This window comes from Mangrovivirga halotolerans (assembly GCF_026241165.1).
Lineage (GTDB): Bacteria > Bacteroidota > Bacteroidia > Cytophagales > Cyclobacteriaceae > Mangrovivirga > Mangrovivirga halotolerans.
Map to the genome: position 1 here is coordinate 225,726 of NZ_JAPFQN010000002.1, position 17,868 is coordinate 243,593.

A 17,868-nucleotide genomic window follows, 5' to 3' on the forward strand; every position below is an offset into this window, starting at 1 on the left:
AATTTCTTTTGAGGCCGCTTTTTTTGATATTGATTTATTGTTTAATAAGCTTATGATATTGAAGAGCTATTTCCTCCGTGTAAATGCCATTTTGCCGAATAAAAATCTGCAAGACATAAATACCTGCAGGCCACAGACGACCATCTATGATAATTTCTTCTTCATCATGAATGTATTCAGTTAGCATTTCGTTTCCTTGAAGATTAACCACCCTTACTTGTTTTGCATCTTCAGTGATGTTCAATACTTTCCACACTCCGCTTAAACTTGGATTCGGAAAAACAAACAGTTCATTTTCATCAAGTAACGTTCTAATGTCGGTTACCTTAAAAAGAGTAGTTGCAACATCCTGACAACCACTTTCGCCCGTTACTGTTAAGGTAACTGAAAGGTCCCCGGTATCTTTAAATCTGCGGGTAGGATTTTGCTCGATAGAATTTTCACCATCTCCAAAATCCCAATACCTGTTCATCGCACCAATACTTTGATCAGTAAACTCTATCAATTGATGAAGATAAACAGTAGTATTTTCAAAATTGCTACTCATTACACTGGTTGGTTTTGAACGATAGGCTATTTGAATTTGATTTTCAATACTTGAACAACTATACTCAGGATTTGACACCTCAACTTTATATAAACCAGCTTCCTTCACTGTAATCGATCTTTCATTACTTCCTGTAGACCATTGATATTGATTACCAGGTTGATAAGGAAGGGATAACTGAATCGAATCGCCCGGACAAATAATCGATTCGGGTTTTGACAAATTAATAGAAGCATTACCAATTACCTTTACCACCGCAGCAGTTCTAATGCTCTCAAACTCATTTTCAGCGTTCGAAACAAATAAAACAGTATCTTTCGTGATGTTATTTAAAGCAATTCTATCGGCATTTTTTAGTACAGGAACACCTCCCGTGTTCATTTTATACCAGTTGTATTTAAGAGCGCCTTTTGCAATAATTTCAGCATTACTTCCATAACACACATAGGTAGTATCTACTACAGGGATTGGTGCTTTAAAAGTGGAATTATACATGTTATAAGCAGCTTTTGCAGAGTTTAAAACATCATTCAAACTATCACCGGCATGAACTGCAAATGCTAATTTCACCTTCTCCCCTGTTTTAATTGAAACAGGCCCAATTGAGACTGTATGAGATACATCACGACCTTCAGGATTATCTCCTGCTTTTGCCTTTCCGATTCCCGAAGTCATCGACTCAATCTTTTCTTCATCAGAATAGGTGAGATTGATCCCCCATGGATTCCCGGGAATACTTAAATCATTATCGATTGCCCAATAATTAAAATCTCCATTCAACGGTTGAATGGCTGCATAAATAGTATCGTTTTCTTCCAGGTTATGGACATATCCAAAATTTATATTTTTTTCCGAAAAATATCCGGCTCGGTCGTTCTTCCCTTCTATTGAAATATTCCAATCAGAAAAAAGTCCTAAATAAAAATCATTAATATCTTCCTGTGATTGATTTTCTATTTCATATTCAACAATAAAATATTTATCATTTGGCGCTTCTTTCCAGACCATCGTCCGGTAATCTACTCGAACACCTACAGGAGAATAACTATTAAGATCATGAAAAGAACCACTTAATTCTTCGTTGGAATACAAGCCGGGATTTTGTCTTTCAATTCTATCAATAATAGTAAAATCATCATTAATACTATAATTACTTCTAATAACATTGTTTGACAATTTACCATTTGAAGTCATCATTAATCCCATATTAGATACAAGGTTCTTATACTTATATAAAAACCCATTTCCTATTTCAGAATAATATGGCGCATCATCATATCCTATTCTACCTTTTGAGGAAACAGTAGTTGAAATAAGATTCTGGTCAATATTTAAGTGTGTTGGATTGAAAATAAAAGAAAATATTTCAAACGATGAATATCTATCATCTGAGTATGTAACTCTAAAAACAATTTCTTTATCATCAGGAATATCTGAATTAAGTACTAATCTAAAGGGGGTGCTCACTGTATTAAATTCCATTGAACTATCTATAACTCCGGGAGAAATCTGGTTATCTAATATATTTATCCCGTAATAATCTGTTGACAATTCAATAGTGAGAGCATTTGTACTTCTCCATAAGGAATTTTTTATCAGGCCATATACAATAGCGGTATCTCCAGGTGCAGCTTTCTGACCAGACTTTTCATTTACAATTTTTATATTTGAAAAACTGATTGCTGAGGGTTTAATGGTTAATGCTTTTAGTATATCAATACGCCCTGCTCCATATAACTTATTAAACACAAAATCTCCGTCAGGTAGTATGGATTTATCTGCGGAGATCTTTAAAAGCTCTGTTATTTGTCGGGTAGAAAAATCAGGGTATTTACCTTTTAATAAGGCCAAAGCTCCGGCAACTATCGGAGATGAAAAGCTAGTTCCGTCGACGGTGGTATAAGAATTATCAGCAGAGGTCGTATAAATTGATGATCCGGGAGCTATGATATCAATGAAATCACCAAAGGTTGAAAAGGTTGAAATCTCATCGTTCTCATCTGAAGAAGTTACAGCAATTACACCATCTAATGCCGCAGGGTAAGTCAATTGTCTATAACCGGAATTTCCTGCTGCAGCAACAAAAAGCACTCCCTTCTCATGTCCGTAATCAATAATTTGCTGAAAGATTTCACTTCTTCTGGTACTTCCAAAAGACATATTAACAATATCCACACCTTGTTCTATCATATACAACACTCCTGCCATAACAAAAAACAATCTTCCATCCAGGAAATCCTGATTGTCATAAGAATGTTTGGTTATCAATAAAGAAGCATTATACCCGACCCCTGAGATCCCTGTGTTATTATTGGTAGCAGCAGCAGCAACTCCCGAAACCATTGTACCATGATTAGAACCAAATTCAATTATTCCCACTTCGGGGTCACCACCATAGTATATATTATTAATATCAGGACCTGCAAAGTCCCAGCCATTGACATTATCTATAAAACCGTCGCCATCATCATCGATACCATTGGAAGGAATTTCGTCTGTATTTTGAGCAAGTTTTGACTTTAGATCCTCGTGATCAAGATCAATGCCGCTATCTACAATACCAATGATAACATCACTTGATGACTTAGAAATATCCCAGGCTTCAAAAGCATTGATCATTTCCAAATAATATTGATTTGAATTTAGCGAGTCGCTTGTTACCTCAAATGTCTCATAAACAATCTCCTCTTCTGCTATCTCAATTAATTCATTTTCATCTAATATTTTTAAGAAAGCATCTTTACTAATATCCGAAGGTTTATTAATAAAAAATATCTTGTCTGCAAATGAGGGTTCATTTCTTTTTACCAGCGAAGGTACCAGGGTTCTGAAAGACTTAAATTTCAATTCTTCTGAATCAATCTGAGGCAATATGGAAGTATGCAATTGTTGGGAGGTCACATAATCACTTGTTTTTACAATATATCTTATTTGTGCACTAACGTTGATTGAAATTCCTGTCAAAATCAACAGAAGCAAAAATGTTCGCATCAGGAAGAAAGATTAGTTAAAAATTATCAGCTACTAACCCCTTAATTTAAATAAATTTTCTAAAAATTATTCAATTTGATAAATTATTCAAAAATGGCCATCTGGTATTTGACAAATCCAGATAATATAAATTGGAAAGAGGCTGATAAAAACAGCCTCTTTCTCATTCATCAACGTTAAACAACCTGATCCTTTTTAATTTATCTCAATCTTTAATAACCACTTTAGTACCCTGGTAATTCTCCTTTTCGATAAAATAATCGGCAAATTTATCCTCATAAATTCGCTCCTTTTCAGATCTAATAAAATCCAGAAAAGCTGAGGAAGCAGGTGAGAATTTTTTACCTTTTAACCACACGAGGTACCAGGTATTAACCAGGGGATAACCCTTAACCGGAAGTATTTTTAGTTCATCATTTTTTAATTCCAGTCGCATTGAATATGCTGAAATTACTGAAACCCCTAATCCTGCCATAATAGCCTGTTTTACAGCTTCGTTAGTAGTAAGCTCTAGCATCACTTTGGGATTGATGTTATTCTCAGCAATATATTTTTCAAGCATCGTTCGGGTCCCGGATCCCTCCTCTCTGAAAATAAAAGGTATTTCTTCCAGATCCTGAGGCTCATAATATTTCTTATAGGGAACGTTGGAATTAGTCCCGGAAACCACATATAGAGGATTAGGCATGATTTCTTCATATTCTATTCCTTCAAGATCCGGCAAAATTGAAACCACTGCAAAATCAACATCATTAGATTGGAGAGATGAAAGTACTTTTCGTCGGTTACTAACATCTACAAATAATTTTACTTCTTCATACCTTTCATGATATTCACTGATGAAATGCGGCATGAAATACTTCCCAGTAGAGACCACCGCTAGCTTGAGCTTACCCGCGGTAACGCCCCGAAGAGCAGACATTTTGGTTTGGATTTCATCTACATTGCCCAATATCTCTTTCGCCAGGATAGCTAATTCCTCTCCGGCATCAGTAATATGTATTTTTCTGCCAATGACCTCGGTAAGAGGAACATCAAATTGATCTTGTAAATGCTTTAATTGAATACTCACTGCTGGTTGAGTCATAAATAAGGATTCAGCAGCTTTGGTCACGCTCTGATGTTCGGTTACAGCAGCAAAAACTCTTAATTGGTGCAATGTAAAGTTCATCTGATTTATTTATGTTTATGGGTGTTTACATTACTTATAACTTATTATATAAAATTTTGTTTATGAGAATTAATTATTTTTATAGCAAATTATAATGTATCAGATAATACTTATTTATGTATCAGACAGGTAATTGTTTATCTTTGAAAAAATGATTTAGTCATGATGAAATTTTTTTCTTGTTTTTTAATCGCATTTTTCTGCATTCAGATAAGTGTTTTTTCGCAAGACATCGTTTCCCAGCAATACCTGAAAGTAAAAGAAGGTGAGTCAAAAAATTTTGCTGAATATCTTGAAGAGGTATGGGAAAAGCAACATAAAGTAGCTTTAAAAAGAGGGTTTATAACAGGATATGAAGTACAAAAAGTGCTGGATAGCGACCGGTATGATTATATTTTAGTTATTAGATACAAAGATAAAAGAGCATATAATTACAGAGAGCGCAACTTCAACGAGATTATTAATGATCCGAAAGTTTTTCCAAAAGGAATTCTCATGGATGGAAAAACTGATGACGATATGGTGACCTATTTATTTAAGCTCGTTTCTGAATCTGAGATCAGGAAGAAGTAATTATTGATATAATATTTTTTTAGAATTTATCGCATTTTTAATATAAAGAGCTTATGAGAATTGCATTAATAGTCATTTGTATGGCTATATTTTTCAACCATTCGGGATATTCACAAACACAGGTAACTACAGAAACATCACCAGGAGAGCATAGTGGTCGACCATTATGTCAGGCGCAAATAAATGATAAGTTATTTTTTACTGCTTATACAGAAGATCTGGGTTATGAATTATGGGTGCTTGATGTTAGTGATTCCTCAATTTATAATATTATGGATATTAATCCGGGGCCAGGATCCTTTTCAGGATCATTAATTCAATATAGAGATAATTTTGTAACCTATAAAAGTAAGCTTTACTTTTTTGCTAATGATGGGGTAAGAGGTTATCAATTATGGAGAACAGATGGCACATTTGAGGGAACAGAAAAAGTGACAAATTTGGAAAATGCCATTAATAATAGTTCATTAACGCATGATTATTCTCAATTAAGATTAGCTGTCGTAAACGATAAACTATTTTTCCTTTACGATAATAACGAAAAATATGACCTTTATTCCTTTGATGAAACTGATGACAATCTTTCCTTAGTTAAAAGTGAATTATCGGGTTATTTTTATCCGGATATGTACGATTCACTTGCTGGAAATTTTATTTTCAATCTTTGGTCAGGAGAAAACAATAAGTTAGAACTATGGATATCTGATGGTACTACTAATGGTACCAAACCTATAGTAAAAAGTTCTGAATATTATCACAGAGCAACGGGTAAAGCACACAATCGGGACTACTATTATATTGCATTTAACCGTTATGGAAAGGATAATGGTCCGGAAACGAATTTAATGAAGTATAATTTAGATCTTAATTCATCAGACACAATCCAAAATATATTTTATGATTTTTCAGGATTTATAAATGTTAGTTATTCTATAATCGGTGATAACTTGTTTGTTTTAGGAACAAATCAAAACACTCCTGAGGTAAGACTTTTCAAAATAAATCTCTCTGATAATTCAAGTGAATTAATATTTAATCAGGTGCAACCCGGATATTTTAAATATTCAAATCTTTACTCAGGTAATCAGAAGCTATATTTCACTACTCAAGATCAATCTGATAGAATATTATTATATGAGTTAAATCCTAATGATGGAACTATAACTAATTACGAATTAATAAGTAACCTAAATTCTGAAGGATATAGTAATAAGTTTGAAGACAAAATTACCAGGCTCAATGAAAATGAACTTCTCATCCAAATGCAGCATGATGACTATGAATGGAAATATTGGGTATTTAACACGATTAATTCAACTCTTTCGAAAATAAACCATTCTTTCTATAGCAGTACTCATCCAATATATTTTAACAATGAATTAATTGGTACAATGAGAACAGATTCTTTGGGAATAGAATTGGTTGCTATTACTGATGATTATCAATCAACCAGACTGGTAAAAAATATCAATAAAGCAAAAAATGCAATTGACTCTAAATCGATCAATATAATTAATCACGACATAATTTATGCGCTAAACTCATCCCGGGGTGGTAAATTAAAAAAGCTAAATGCAATTAATTTATCATCAACCACCCTTCTGGATAATACATACATTTTTACATATTTCAATAGCATGGCCATACAGGATAACCAGTTATTTTTCAAAGCTTATACTGAACAGACTGGTAGAGAATTATGGGGAACAGATGGCACAATTGCAGGTACAAAAATTCTTGATGATTTGATTATTGGGCCTGAATCCTCAGACCCTAATTATTTCGCAGTATCTGGTGGTAACTTGTATTTCATTGTAAATTTAAATGATACTGATCGGTTATATAAATACGACGGCCAAAGCATGATGGAAGTTTATGATTTCCAATATGATGACTATGGTATTCCCAAATCAGCCTCCACGTTAACCCCATTTAAAGACGGAGTATTTATAAATGCTTATGAGAATGCTACATCAATTTATTTTAGTGATGGGACCCAATCTGGCACAATCAAACTTGCTCAGAATGAATTTGGAATAGGTTTCTATCCTACTAGTGCAGGAGAAAAGTTATATTTTACTGGTGCAGAAAGTGGATCAAACCCTATTTTTAGTAGTGAACTATATGTTACTGATGGCACTCCTGAAAACACTAATTTGGTTTATGATGAATTTACTGGAATAAATTCAGACGTTTCTAAAATCACCCCTTTTAATGGAAAAGTTATTTATACTTCTTATTCACCAAGTTCGGGTATGGAATATTGGATATCCGACGGAACTGAAACTGGCACTAAACTATTAAAAGATATTTATCCAGGCATAAAAAGTGGAGTACCTTCCCAATTTGAATCTAATTATGCTATAATGAATAATGAATTATATTTCATTGCTAATGATGGGAATACCGGACTTGAACTTTGGAAAACAGATGGAACAGAAGAAGGGACAGTTCTTGTAAAAGACTTATACCCCGGCCTTGAAAGTTCCTACCCCAACAACTTTACAGTTGCGAATGGTAAGTTATATTTTTCCACTGCCAAGTCTGAATTAAAGCCATTATTATGGTCTACAAACGGAACTGAACAAGGCACTCAAATCGTACAGGAATTTACAAATATTCCAGACTATTCATTTCCAAGAAATTTTAACATAATAAACAATATCTTGTATTTCACAGCAGAAACAGAGAATCATGGAACACAATTATGGCGATTTGAGACTCCGTTAATCAGACAAGATAATAACGCCAATAAAAACAATCTTATATTGTATCCTAACCCGGTGGATCAAATACTTAATATAGAGTTTGGATTTGAACTAGATAGAGTAGAAATTCTTGATCTTGAAGGAAGTATGATTAAGTCCTTTGAAGGTAGTCAAACTTCAGTAAACATTGCTGACCTGAATTATGGCATCTACCTCCTGGTAGGATATTATGGTAACAAAAAAGTTTCTCAAAAATTCATAAAGCTTTAAAAAAAATCCCGCAGATATAGTCTGCGGGATTTTTTACTTTTTTTTCAAGCATGGGCTTTTTTAGCTCCATCCCATTCTGAAATATTCATAAACTTAAGAGTTTCCTGCCTGAATTTTTCTGTGGCTTTATTAAATTCCCTGTAGCCAAAATCGAGACCGGCGATCGTTCTCAATGGCCGGGTGCCGTGTTCCATTTCAATAAGCTCATCGAATATATCAACCACAACCTGTGGATTTGTAGGGGCATCAATATCCTCAAACATCGATTTTACCTGTTCCTCAAATCCTTTTTCAAATTCTAAAACATGACTATATGCTTTCGACATTTCTTCATCTTCTGGAAAAACCAGGTTTCCAAAAAAGTTAGTATCAAAAGGCCCGGGCTCTACTATTGCCACGTCAATTCCCAATGGGGCAAGCTCATAACGCATGGCTTCACTCATACCTTCTAGACCCCACTTACTGGCATGATAAACTCCAAATCCCGGAAAGGCTGCTCTTCCTGCTGTAGAGCTCACTTGTATGATTAAGCCTTTTTGTTGTTTCCTCATGATCGGTAATATTGCCTTTGCCATCCGGAAAGTTCCGACAATATTTAAATTCAATTGATCGAGAAACTCTTGCGATGTAAAAGCTTCTAATGGTCCTCCATAACCTAATCCTGCATTGTTAATCAATACATCTAGCTCTTTGATCATTGAAACACCATTTTTAACACTATTATCATCAGTTACATCAATCTCTATGACATCAATATTATCTGAATATTTACCCAGCTCTTTAGCTGGTTTCGAATTTTTGCCCTCCACATTTCGCATGGTAGCAAAAACATGATGACCTTTATCGGCAAAATACCTGGCAGCAGAATTACCGAAACCAGAACTACATCCGGTGATTAATATGTTTTTCATAATTTTAATTGGTTAACCTGAAATTAGTTTGACAGTAAATGGGTAAGAATACAGGATTTGCTATACTATAATATACGCCAATTTATTCTGACTGGGTATCAAACAGGTCAAAAGATATTGTTTTAAACAGATTAATATCTGGCCATATAAATATTAAAACTACTCCTAACCCAATAATTATAAGAAATACGGGAATAACGATTTTGCTGACTCTCTTACTAGCCATAGAAATAGTCATGCCTCCCTTAAATATCAGATTAGACAATCCGCCGACCATAATGTACTTCCATCCCTGGGTTGGGTCAATTGTCCCCTTTTGCATTGTATTTGTCATGGAAAGTGTAATGGCATCAACATCGGTTAAACCACTGAGTATCGAAACAATATAGAGACCACTATTACCCAGTTTATCTTTCGCAAAAGCTATGAGAAATATAATTATGCCATAAAGAATAGCGAATATAAGAGCAGTCTTAAACTGTGCGGGATTATCAGGTTCCGGCACTTTTTCTTCCTGTGCTTTGTCACTCTTTATAAAAATAATTACGGAAAGAACACAAAAAACAATCGCAACTATCAAAAGAGGCGGAATCACTGTTCCGGTAAACTGAGGCCCGACAGCAATGACCTCGATAATAATACGGATAAATGAAACAGCCGAGGCTGCGATAATAATAAATGCAATGCTCTTAGTAGAAGATTGAACCTGCCCCGAAAGCTTGGAATAAGTAGCTGTTGTGGCGGTACTTGATATCATTCCTCCCAAAATCCCGGTCACCCCGGTTCCGGTTCTTTTACCCAGCCATTTATACACAAAATACCCAACTACACTTAGACCCACGATCAATACAACCATTAGCCATATCTCCCGAGGGTTAATAACTTTATAAGGACCATAATTCTTATCGGGCAAAATAGGAAGTACAATCAATGATACAGCGGCAAACACCATGATCGCTTCAATATCTTTTTCTCCCAGCTTCGGAATAGTCCGGGTAAAAAACCCTTTTAAATATAATAACAGCGCTACTGCTGCTCCAACAACCACACCTATGGTAATATTTCCTACTGCCAGATAAAACCCAATAGAGTACATTAATAAGGCAGCAATCTCTGTGGTCTGACCGATATCAGGTTTTTCTTCTTCTCTTTTCAGAAAATTTGCCATACCAATCAAAAAAGATAAAGCAATTATTCCGGCAGCGACAAACCAAATTTCACCAAACTTGTTGCTGATCAATCCTGTCAGTGCCCCAAATAAGGTGATTAAACTAAAGGTGCGGATCCCGGCAATTCTTACCTTCCCCCGCTCGCGCTGCAAGCCAACGAGGAGCCCCAATCCCAGGGCAACAGCTAATATGGTCAGGTCTTCTTTCACTATTCTAAAAGTTAATAAAAATTAAGGAGATCAAGCCAAGGATATAATATTCAATCTTAAATTCTTTGATCATATTTACAGTTGAAAGGTTCAGATGTCAAACCATTTTGATTCAGAAGACACGGATCTAAGATCCTGTTTTATTAAAGCTACTGATGATAAATGTCAGCATCTAGATTCGAAAAACGCTTCGCTAACATCTCGAACAGCAACAGATTACCAAAATTATAATTATGCTTTGGACAGACCGTTTTTTCTCCTTTTTCTATATCTTTTAAAAAGAATAAAGGAGATAATTAGTATAATCCAGAAGGGCCAAAATCTGAATACGCCAACAACAAATGATAAAAAGATACTCCATCCATTATCAAAAGACCCCAGAAGTTTTTCTCCAAATCCAGTATTTTTCTCCGGTATATGATTATAAGAAAGCTCCTCAACCATTAGGAGAGTAATTGAACTAAATGAAATCTGTTTGCTTAAATATTTGAATTTACCCTCCAGAGTCTCAATCTCTGATCTAACTTCAGTAAGCTTGGATTCGATCTCAAGAATATCAGAAACTTTTGAAGCATTTTTTAAAATTTGCAGGTATCGCTCTTCAAGGGCTTTTTGATTTTTGATCCTCGTTTTCAAATCATAATATTGCTCTGTGACGTCTTCAATATTTGATTGCTTTCTGATTAAACGATCTGCCCCTTTCACCATTGAATTAAAAAGTGTATCGTAATTTTCAGATGGTACCCGGATTTTAATTGTATAAGAAATTTCCTGATCAGATCTATATTGATCTTCAGATTCAATATAGGCACTTGTGTTCTTAAGGAGAATTTTTAATTCATTATAATCTTCACTAACATCGTTCGACTCGATCTCTATTTGACCGGTTTTTATAATTTTTCTTTTAATTGATCCATCCGAATATATTTTGGGTGGAGGTGGTGGAGGTATTGAGGTAGCTGGAATCGATAAAGCATAATCATTAGCACTTTCATACTCTTTATATTCACTATAATTATATCCTTCATCCTTATTACATCCTGTGATTGCAAACACTAACAATACCAGGGATATTAAAATATGTCTTACCATAATGATTTAGTTAATTAAAAAATAAACAATGTTTTATTAAATAACTAAATATTTAGTTATAAAAGCAAGTAATTAGTACGAGTTTATTTTTAATAGCCCTTATTAAACGGCCAAATGCGATGCTTGAACCAGGGTATCAAAGTATGATTTAATTTATTTCACATACAAAGCATTTTAATTAGCTTTAAGCCTCTTTAAAATATTTTTTTAAACTTTTTTATGGAATCTTATCAACTGCTGCATCCTGAAAGAAAAAATCTGAGTATGCAAAAAATCTATCCTAAACCTCTATTTCTATTTTTTACATTTCTGTTTTTATGCTTAAATGGTCTTTCCGCTCAGGAACTGCTTGAAAGTCGGAGAACCAGTCCATTCACCTATATTTATGAAATCACTGATCAGGAAGCCAAACTTATTTATACCACCCAAATAGTAAAGCTCGATTCAACCTTTTTTCATACAAAAATAGATTCTTTTCCAACCGAAAAGACCTATTCAAAAACTCTTCCTCCCGGACATTATTTAAAAACTTTTTCTTACGGTGGGGAACAAAAAATCGAAATGGCCAGTGTAAGAGACTTTAATATTTACTCATTAAATAATACCACTGACCTTGATATTCAGATCTATGACCTGGAAGGAAATATTATTGATGATGCTGAAGTCAGGGTTAATGAAAAGGAACTAAAATACTCAAGGGAAACACATTCTTTTACTGATAAAAAATCCAACGAACATGGCATTGTATCGGTTACTCACGATGGGATTACCTCTTACTATAAACTTGATCGCCAAATGGCTAATTCAGGTTTAAGCCGGGCTTACAGAAAAACGTTCTATGGCACTCCGCTAAAATATATCTGGCAACCAATAAATTTTATTCTGGACATACCATTAGATGGATTTCGTTCAATTAAATATGGCTGGCCACAGGGAACCATATATTCTATCAAACGATTTTTCGTCAATGCTTACGAAAAAACCGCCTGTATCTTCGATCCATATTATTGTGAATTCAATGATAAATATACTGGTTATATGGCTTTTAATAAGCCAATGTACAAACCCGGTGATACTGTGAAAGTCAAAGCCTTTATTGTCGATAAAAATGGGAAACCATTAAAAAAGGATGTTCGTGTAAAAATGACTACGGACAAAAACCGTGAATTAATGCATTTAACGCCCTATCGTAACGGTGGATACTCTTTTCAGTTTCATCTACATGACTCCCTGAAAATGAAACTTGACAGGTATTACACAGTTTCTTTAACTGATGGAAATTGGAACACATATTATTCTGGTGGATTTAAATATGAGGAATATGAGTTAAAAAGTATTGACCTTACCTTAAGGTCAGACAAGAATGAGCATTACAACAGTGATACACTCACTATTTTTGCTCGTGGTTTTGATGAAAACGACTTAAATATTTTTGATGGCAGATTAGAAATCACAGCAATCACAAAAAACACAACTGATTTTTTCTCTGAAAACCTGTTTGTTCCGGATACTCTTTTTCAACAAAACATCCCGTTAAAGCAAACCGGTGAAACTGAAATAAATATTCCTTCAACCTACTTCCCTAAAGCGAACATTGAATATGAGGTTCAGGTCAGGTTATTGACATCTGACAATGAAACTATTATTGAAGAAGAGTCATTTAAATATTTTCATTCGAGAAATCACTTTACCCTCTCTCTCTCAGATGATTCATTGACTTTCAGATATTATGAGGATCTAAATCAAAAGGAAATTATGGCTTCCATATACTCTGAAGATCATTTTGGGAACCAAAAGCTTATCGATTCTACATCCTTACCTGTTTCATTGCCCATATCACCCTATATTGAACGGTATATTCTGAAATCTAAAGATAAAACTCAGTTTTTTAGCATGAATGTAGAAGATTCCGGATTAAAGGTTTATTCTTCGCGGGATTCCGATTCGATTTACATTGATGTTCAAAACCCAAAAAATATTCCGTTCACATACCATATTTATAAAAGAAATACAGAGAAAAAATCAGGGTACTCCGAAAAACTGAAGTTTTCAGACAGAACTCATACTAAAAACGAATATTTTCTTTCACTGCAATATTTGTGGGCCGGTAGAATGGTCAACGAGGATTATTCAATTCCCTTAACAGAAAATGAATTAACAATTACAGTCGATGGACCTTCATTGGTTTATCCGGGTCAAAAAGCTGAAATCACAGTTTCAGTAACCGATGTTGATGGTGATCCGGTACAGGGGGTAGATCTTACGGCCTATTCTATTACCAGCAAGTTCAAAGATAACGGTCCGGACGTACCTTCTTTTGAAAAACAGCGCAAGGGAAAAGAACTGATCAATAAATTCACTGTTAGAAATGATATTGCTCCGGGATACCTGGATAAAAAACTAGACTACGATACATGGAAAACTCTTGCCGGTCTTGATAGCATCGAGTACTACAAGTTTTTATATCCTGGTGAAGACATGTATCGAACTGATTTCTACATGAAAGATTCATTGACACAATTTGCTCCTTATGTGATCAATGAGGGTCAGGTTGAACCCATTCAAGTAATATATGTTGATAATACACCGATATATTTTGCATGGAATACCATCCCGGCTCCTTATTCATTCAAAATTTCATCAGGCTTTCATAAGATCACTTTAAGAACAGCGACCAATGAGATCACATTGCAACACGTGGCCTTCATGCCCGGTAAAAAATTGATCTTTTCCCTAGACAAGAATCAATTCAACAATGAAAATGTGACCATTGAAGAAACAAAACCTTTCCTAAGTGAAAATGAAAAGCGATTTCTCTACCCCTACATTTTAAGTTATAAAAACACTTTTCATGATAAGTTCACTTTTATAACCGATCAAGATCAAATTTACTTGTTAAATATGCCTGGAAAACGGACTGATTATAATAATTATAGCGGACCGGTATCCGGATCTTTAAAACTAACCAGTCTCGAAAATTTTGAAACCCGATTCTTCTACGAACGAAATTTTAACTATGAGTTTAAGGATGGACTGATAAAAATGAGGGAGTGGAATGAGGGACCAAATTACCCGAATATTTTAAAATTTAGTCCTTCGCAAAGATTCGATCATTCGATTATTAATGAAGACTCAGTAATAAAATGGAAAGAACAGTATAAAGAACAATTAAAACTGAGTAATCGAAAATACAATAATCCAGTTAAAACCTTTGATGGATACGGAAGACTCAAAACCGAGATAGCAAATAGTGCACGGAGAGAAAGAGATGTTTTAAATGTATTACTGTTCAAATCAGAGGATGCTGATTTTGTTCGCATTTATCCGGGTAACTCCAATTTTTTCCACCAACTGGATTCAGGATACTACAAGCTGGTTCATTTTTATACCGGTTCATATTATCGGGAGTTTGATTCGTTAAAAGTAACTGTCAATGGATTAAACTACGCCAGACTGGACTACTCAAAAGAGGTGAAAAAAGATAGCTTCAGCGTAAAAGTGAATAAATTGATAGAAACTGCAATCTATAACAGAGGGGGTTTTTACGATAAAAATGATCCGGTTAGAAAGGAGATCACAAACACTTTCCTGAAAGAAAAGACCTACACAGGATCAGGAACGAGAATTAGTGGAATTGTAAAAGATAAATCCGGAGAAGGAATTCCTGGTGTAAATGTAGTAGTTAAAGGAACAAACCAGGGAACAGTCACCGACATACAAGGTCAGTTCAATTTAACCATTCCTTCCGGATTTGGAATGGTCGTTGTATCCTCTGTAGGGTATGCGACACAAGAGATTCCTGTGGATAACTCATTTTTAGATGTTGAGTTGCAGGAAGATGTGAGTCAACTACAGGAAGTAGTTGTAACAGCGTATGCTGTTGAGAGAAATAAAAAATCGTTAGGCTATAGTGTAACTACTCTCCAGGGTAAAGTAGCCGGTGTCAATTTGCTGGCTGCTGCAAGTCGGCCGGGGAGTTCTGATTCCCTCGTTATCCGTGGTAATAGCAGCTTATCAGGCAGTGATAAACCGCTGATAGTAATTGATGGGGTAATTTTTAATGGTGACCTGACCAAAATCGATAAAGATAAAATCGGTGAAGTCAACATTTTAAAATCTGAAGCTGCCACTGCGCTTTATGGTGCCAGAGCCGCCAATGGAGTGATGATCATTACGACCAAAGGCTTTTCCGGTAACCCGGCACCGGGCTTGAAAAATAGCGGGGCCGAATTTGATAATGGTTTCCTTGAATCATCACTTCAAAGTAGTTCGATCAGGAGTAATTTCTCCGATTATGCATTTTGGCAGCCTGAACTTCATACAGACAAAAATGGTAAAGCTACCTTTGAAATCACCTTTCCGGATGATGTCACCAAATGGAATACCGTCTATCTCGCAATGAACTCAAAAAGGCAATCTGGAAAAACAACCGGCCAGATAAAATCTTACAAACCAGTGATGGCCCAGCTTTCATTACCCCGGTTTTTAGTCGAAGGGGATGAGGCTATAGCGATAGGTAAGGCTAAAAACTATACTGTTGATACCCTGCAGATTCAAACACGGTTTGAGTTAAACGATGAAGAAATATTCAATAAAAATGCACAATTGATAAACGCTAATATCGATTCGTTGCGTCTTATTGGTAAAGGAGATTCACTCAAAGCAAAGTATTACCTGGAAAAAGAAGACGGATATTTCGATGGTGAAGAAAGAAAAATCAGAGTCTATAAAAAAGGAATAGAAGAGACAGAAGGTAATTTCTATGCACTGAGAAATGATACCTCCATCACATTATCTTTTGATCCGGATAAGGGACCTGTAAAAATTCATGCCCGGGCAGATCTTTTGGAAGTGTTTGAAGACGAAGCGATCGGAGTGTCAAATTACCGATACTTATGTAATGAACAAATCGCCTCAAAAATCAAAAGTTTACTGGCTCTTAAAAAGATCAATGATTACCAGGAAAAGGAATTTAAATATGATAGTAAGATCAACAAGCTGGTAAAGAAGCTAATGAACAATCAAAAGGCCAGCGGCTTTTGGGGGTGGTGGAAAAATTCTCCTGAAACCATTTGGATCAGTATGCATGTTATCGAGGCTCTACATCAAGCACAAGAAGAAGGTTATAATGTAGAGCTGGACCCGGCAAAGCTTTCCCAAACACTTATATGGAAATTAAAGGGCGAAAATACAGCATTTTCTCAAAAGATCAGGATACTAAAAACACTAACAGACATCGATACTGTGGCTAACTACAAAGATCTTATCAATGAGCTGGATATGCCTGAAAAATACAGCATGGGTTTAATGCTTGACTTGATGCTATTAAAACAAAAAGCTGGGATAGTGATCAATATGGATACACTAAACAGCTTTAAAAAAGAAACCATTTTCGGAAACATCTATTTTACGGATCGCAAAGATTACTTCAGATCTATCTATGATAATGATATTCAAAACACCCTGAAAGCATACCAGATTTACTCCAATGACACCATTGATGAAAATAAAGAAACATTGCAAAAGATCACGGGATATGTTCTTGAAAAGCGTAAAAACAGGTATTGGACAAATACCTTTGAATCTTCCAGGATAATAGAAACTATCGTCCCAACCTTGTTGGATAACAAAGAGGAATCTGCAAAGCCCGAGTTAACCTTCCGTGGCGGACTGGATAGCCTGGTTACTACTTTTCCATTCAATACTGAATTAGAAGTTACTGAGCCGATCAATGTATCAAAAACCGGTGACTTCCCGGTATATCTCAGTGGGTACCAGAATTACTGGAATGACGAACCTGAGAAAAAAGGTTTAGATTTTGAAGTGACTTCAACATTTAAAGATAACTCAACAAACATCCTTGAAGCAGGGAAAGAAACCACTTTAAAAGTGACGATCACTGTAAAAAAAGCAAGTGAATATGTCATGATCAACATACCGATACCTGCGGGATGCTCGTATGTAGAAAAGAAACAGAACCACCCTTTTGCGGTTCATACAGAATATTTCAAAAATGAGGCGACAATATTTTGCCAGCGCCTTCCGGAGGGAACCTTTACCTATGAGATCAAATTGACACCAAGGTTTTCTGGATCATACAGTCTGAACCCGGCAAAGATCGAGCTGATGTATTTTCCGACTTTCAATGCTAATGAAAAACTTAAAAGTATTGTAATAGAATAATTTTTTACGAACGCGTTACGCTATCGCTAAACGCGCTCGATCTA

Annotated in this window: 8 protein-coding genes; 3 read left to right on the top strand and 5 right to left on the bottom strand. The window is 35.2% G+C overall.

From position 1 onward, the window contains the following. Positions 1 to 34 precede the first annotated feature (34 nt). Complete coding sequence (locus tag OO013_RS02215; RefSeq protein WP_266054949.1) at positions 35 to 3,538, bottom strand: S8 family serine peptidase; 3,504 nt, start codon at positions 3,536 to 3,538, stop codon at positions 35 to 37. A gap of 205 nt (positions 3,539 to 3,743) precedes the next feature. Further along, positions 3,744 to 4,709 carry a LysR family transcriptional regulator gene (locus OO013_RS02220; protein WP_266054950.1) on the bottom strand — a complete coding sequence of 322 codons (966 nt, stop codon included), beginning with the start codon at positions 4,707 to 4,709 and terminating at the stop codon, positions 3,744 to 3,746. Between the two features lie 162 nt (positions 4,710 to 4,871). Here OO013_RS02220 and OO013_RS02225 point away from each other — a divergent pair, with 162 nt between their 5' ends. Continuing rightward, positions 4,872 to 5,282 (top strand): hypothetical protein, encoded by a 411-nt coding sequence (locus OO013_RS02225; RefSeq protein ID WP_266054951.1) that lies wholly within the window; start codon positions 4,872 to 4,874, stop codon positions 5,280 to 5,282. A gap of 80 nt (positions 5,283 to 5,362) precedes the next feature. Further along, complete coding sequence (locus OO013_RS02230; protein ID WP_266054952.1) at positions 5,363 to 8,260, top strand: ELWxxDGT repeat protein; 2,898 nt, start codon at positions 5,363 to 5,365, stop codon at positions 8,258 to 8,260. 44 nt (positions 8,261 to 8,304) lie between these two features. Here OO013_RS02230 and OO013_RS02235 read toward each other — a convergent pair whose 3' ends face one another. From OO013_RS02235 to OO013_RS02245, 3 genes are all read right to left on the bottom strand, one after another. Further along, the gene (locus OO013_RS02235) at positions 8,305 to 9,171 is read right to left on the bottom strand and encodes an SDR family oxidoreductase (protein ID WP_266054953.1); all 867 of its coding nucleotides are present in this window, start codon (positions 9,169 to 9,171) and stop codon (positions 8,305 to 8,307) included. Between the two features lie 82 nt (positions 9,172 to 9,253). Then, on the bottom strand, positions 9,254 to 10,549 hold the full coding sequence (locus OO013_RS02240; protein ID WP_266054954.1) for an MgtC/SapB family protein: 1,296 nt from the start codon (positions 10,547 to 10,549) through the stop codon (positions 9,254 to 9,256). 231 nt (positions 10,550 to 10,780) lie between these two features. Continuing rightward, complete coding sequence (locus OO013_RS02245; protein WP_266054955.1) at positions 10,781 to 11,641, bottom strand: DUF4349 domain-containing protein; 861 nt, start codon at positions 11,639 to 11,641, stop codon at positions 10,781 to 10,783. A gap of 219 nt (positions 11,642 to 11,860) precedes the next feature. On the opposite strand from OO013_RS02245, the gene OO013_RS02250 reads away from it, so the two are divergent. Beyond that, positions 11,861 to 17,824, top strand: a complete 5,964-nt coding sequence (locus OO013_RS02250) for a carboxypeptidase-like regulatory domain-containing protein (protein ID WP_266054956.1) — start codon at positions 11,861 to 11,863, stop codon at positions 17,822 to 17,824. The last annotated feature ends 44 nt before the right edge of the window (positions 17,825 to 17,868 follow it).

What these genes read in the sequence shown, in the direction of transcription:
- OO013_RS02235 (WP_266054953.1), bottom strand. Translation starts at nt 9,171, where the DNA reads ATGAAAAACATATTAATCACCGGATGTAGTTCTGGTTTCGGTAATTCT.
- OO013_RS02220 (WP_266054950.1), bottom strand. Translation starts at nt 4,709, where the DNA reads ATGAACTTTACATTGCACCAATTAAGAGTTTTTGCTGCTGTAACCGAA.
- OO013_RS02230 (WP_266054952.1), top strand. Translation starts at nt 5,363, where the DNA reads ATGGCTATATTTTTCAACCATTCGGGATATTCACAAACACAGGTAACT.
- OO013_RS02250 (WP_266054956.1), top strand. Translation starts at nt 11,861, where the DNA reads ATGGAATCTTATCAACTGCTGCATCCTGAAAGAAAAAATCTGAGTATG.
- OO013_RS02225 (WP_266054951.1), top strand. Translation starts at nt 4,872, where the DNA reads ATGATGAAATTTTTTTCTTGTTTTTTAATCGCATTTTTCTGCATTCAG.
- OO013_RS02215 (WP_266054949.1), bottom strand. Translation starts at nt 3,538, where the DNA reads ATGCGAACATTTTTGCTTCTGTTGATTTTGACAGGAATTTCAATCAAC.
- OO013_RS02245 (WP_266054955.1), bottom strand. Translation starts at nt 11,641, where the DNA reads ATGGTAAGACATATTTTAATATCCCTGGTATTGTTAGTGTTTGCAATC.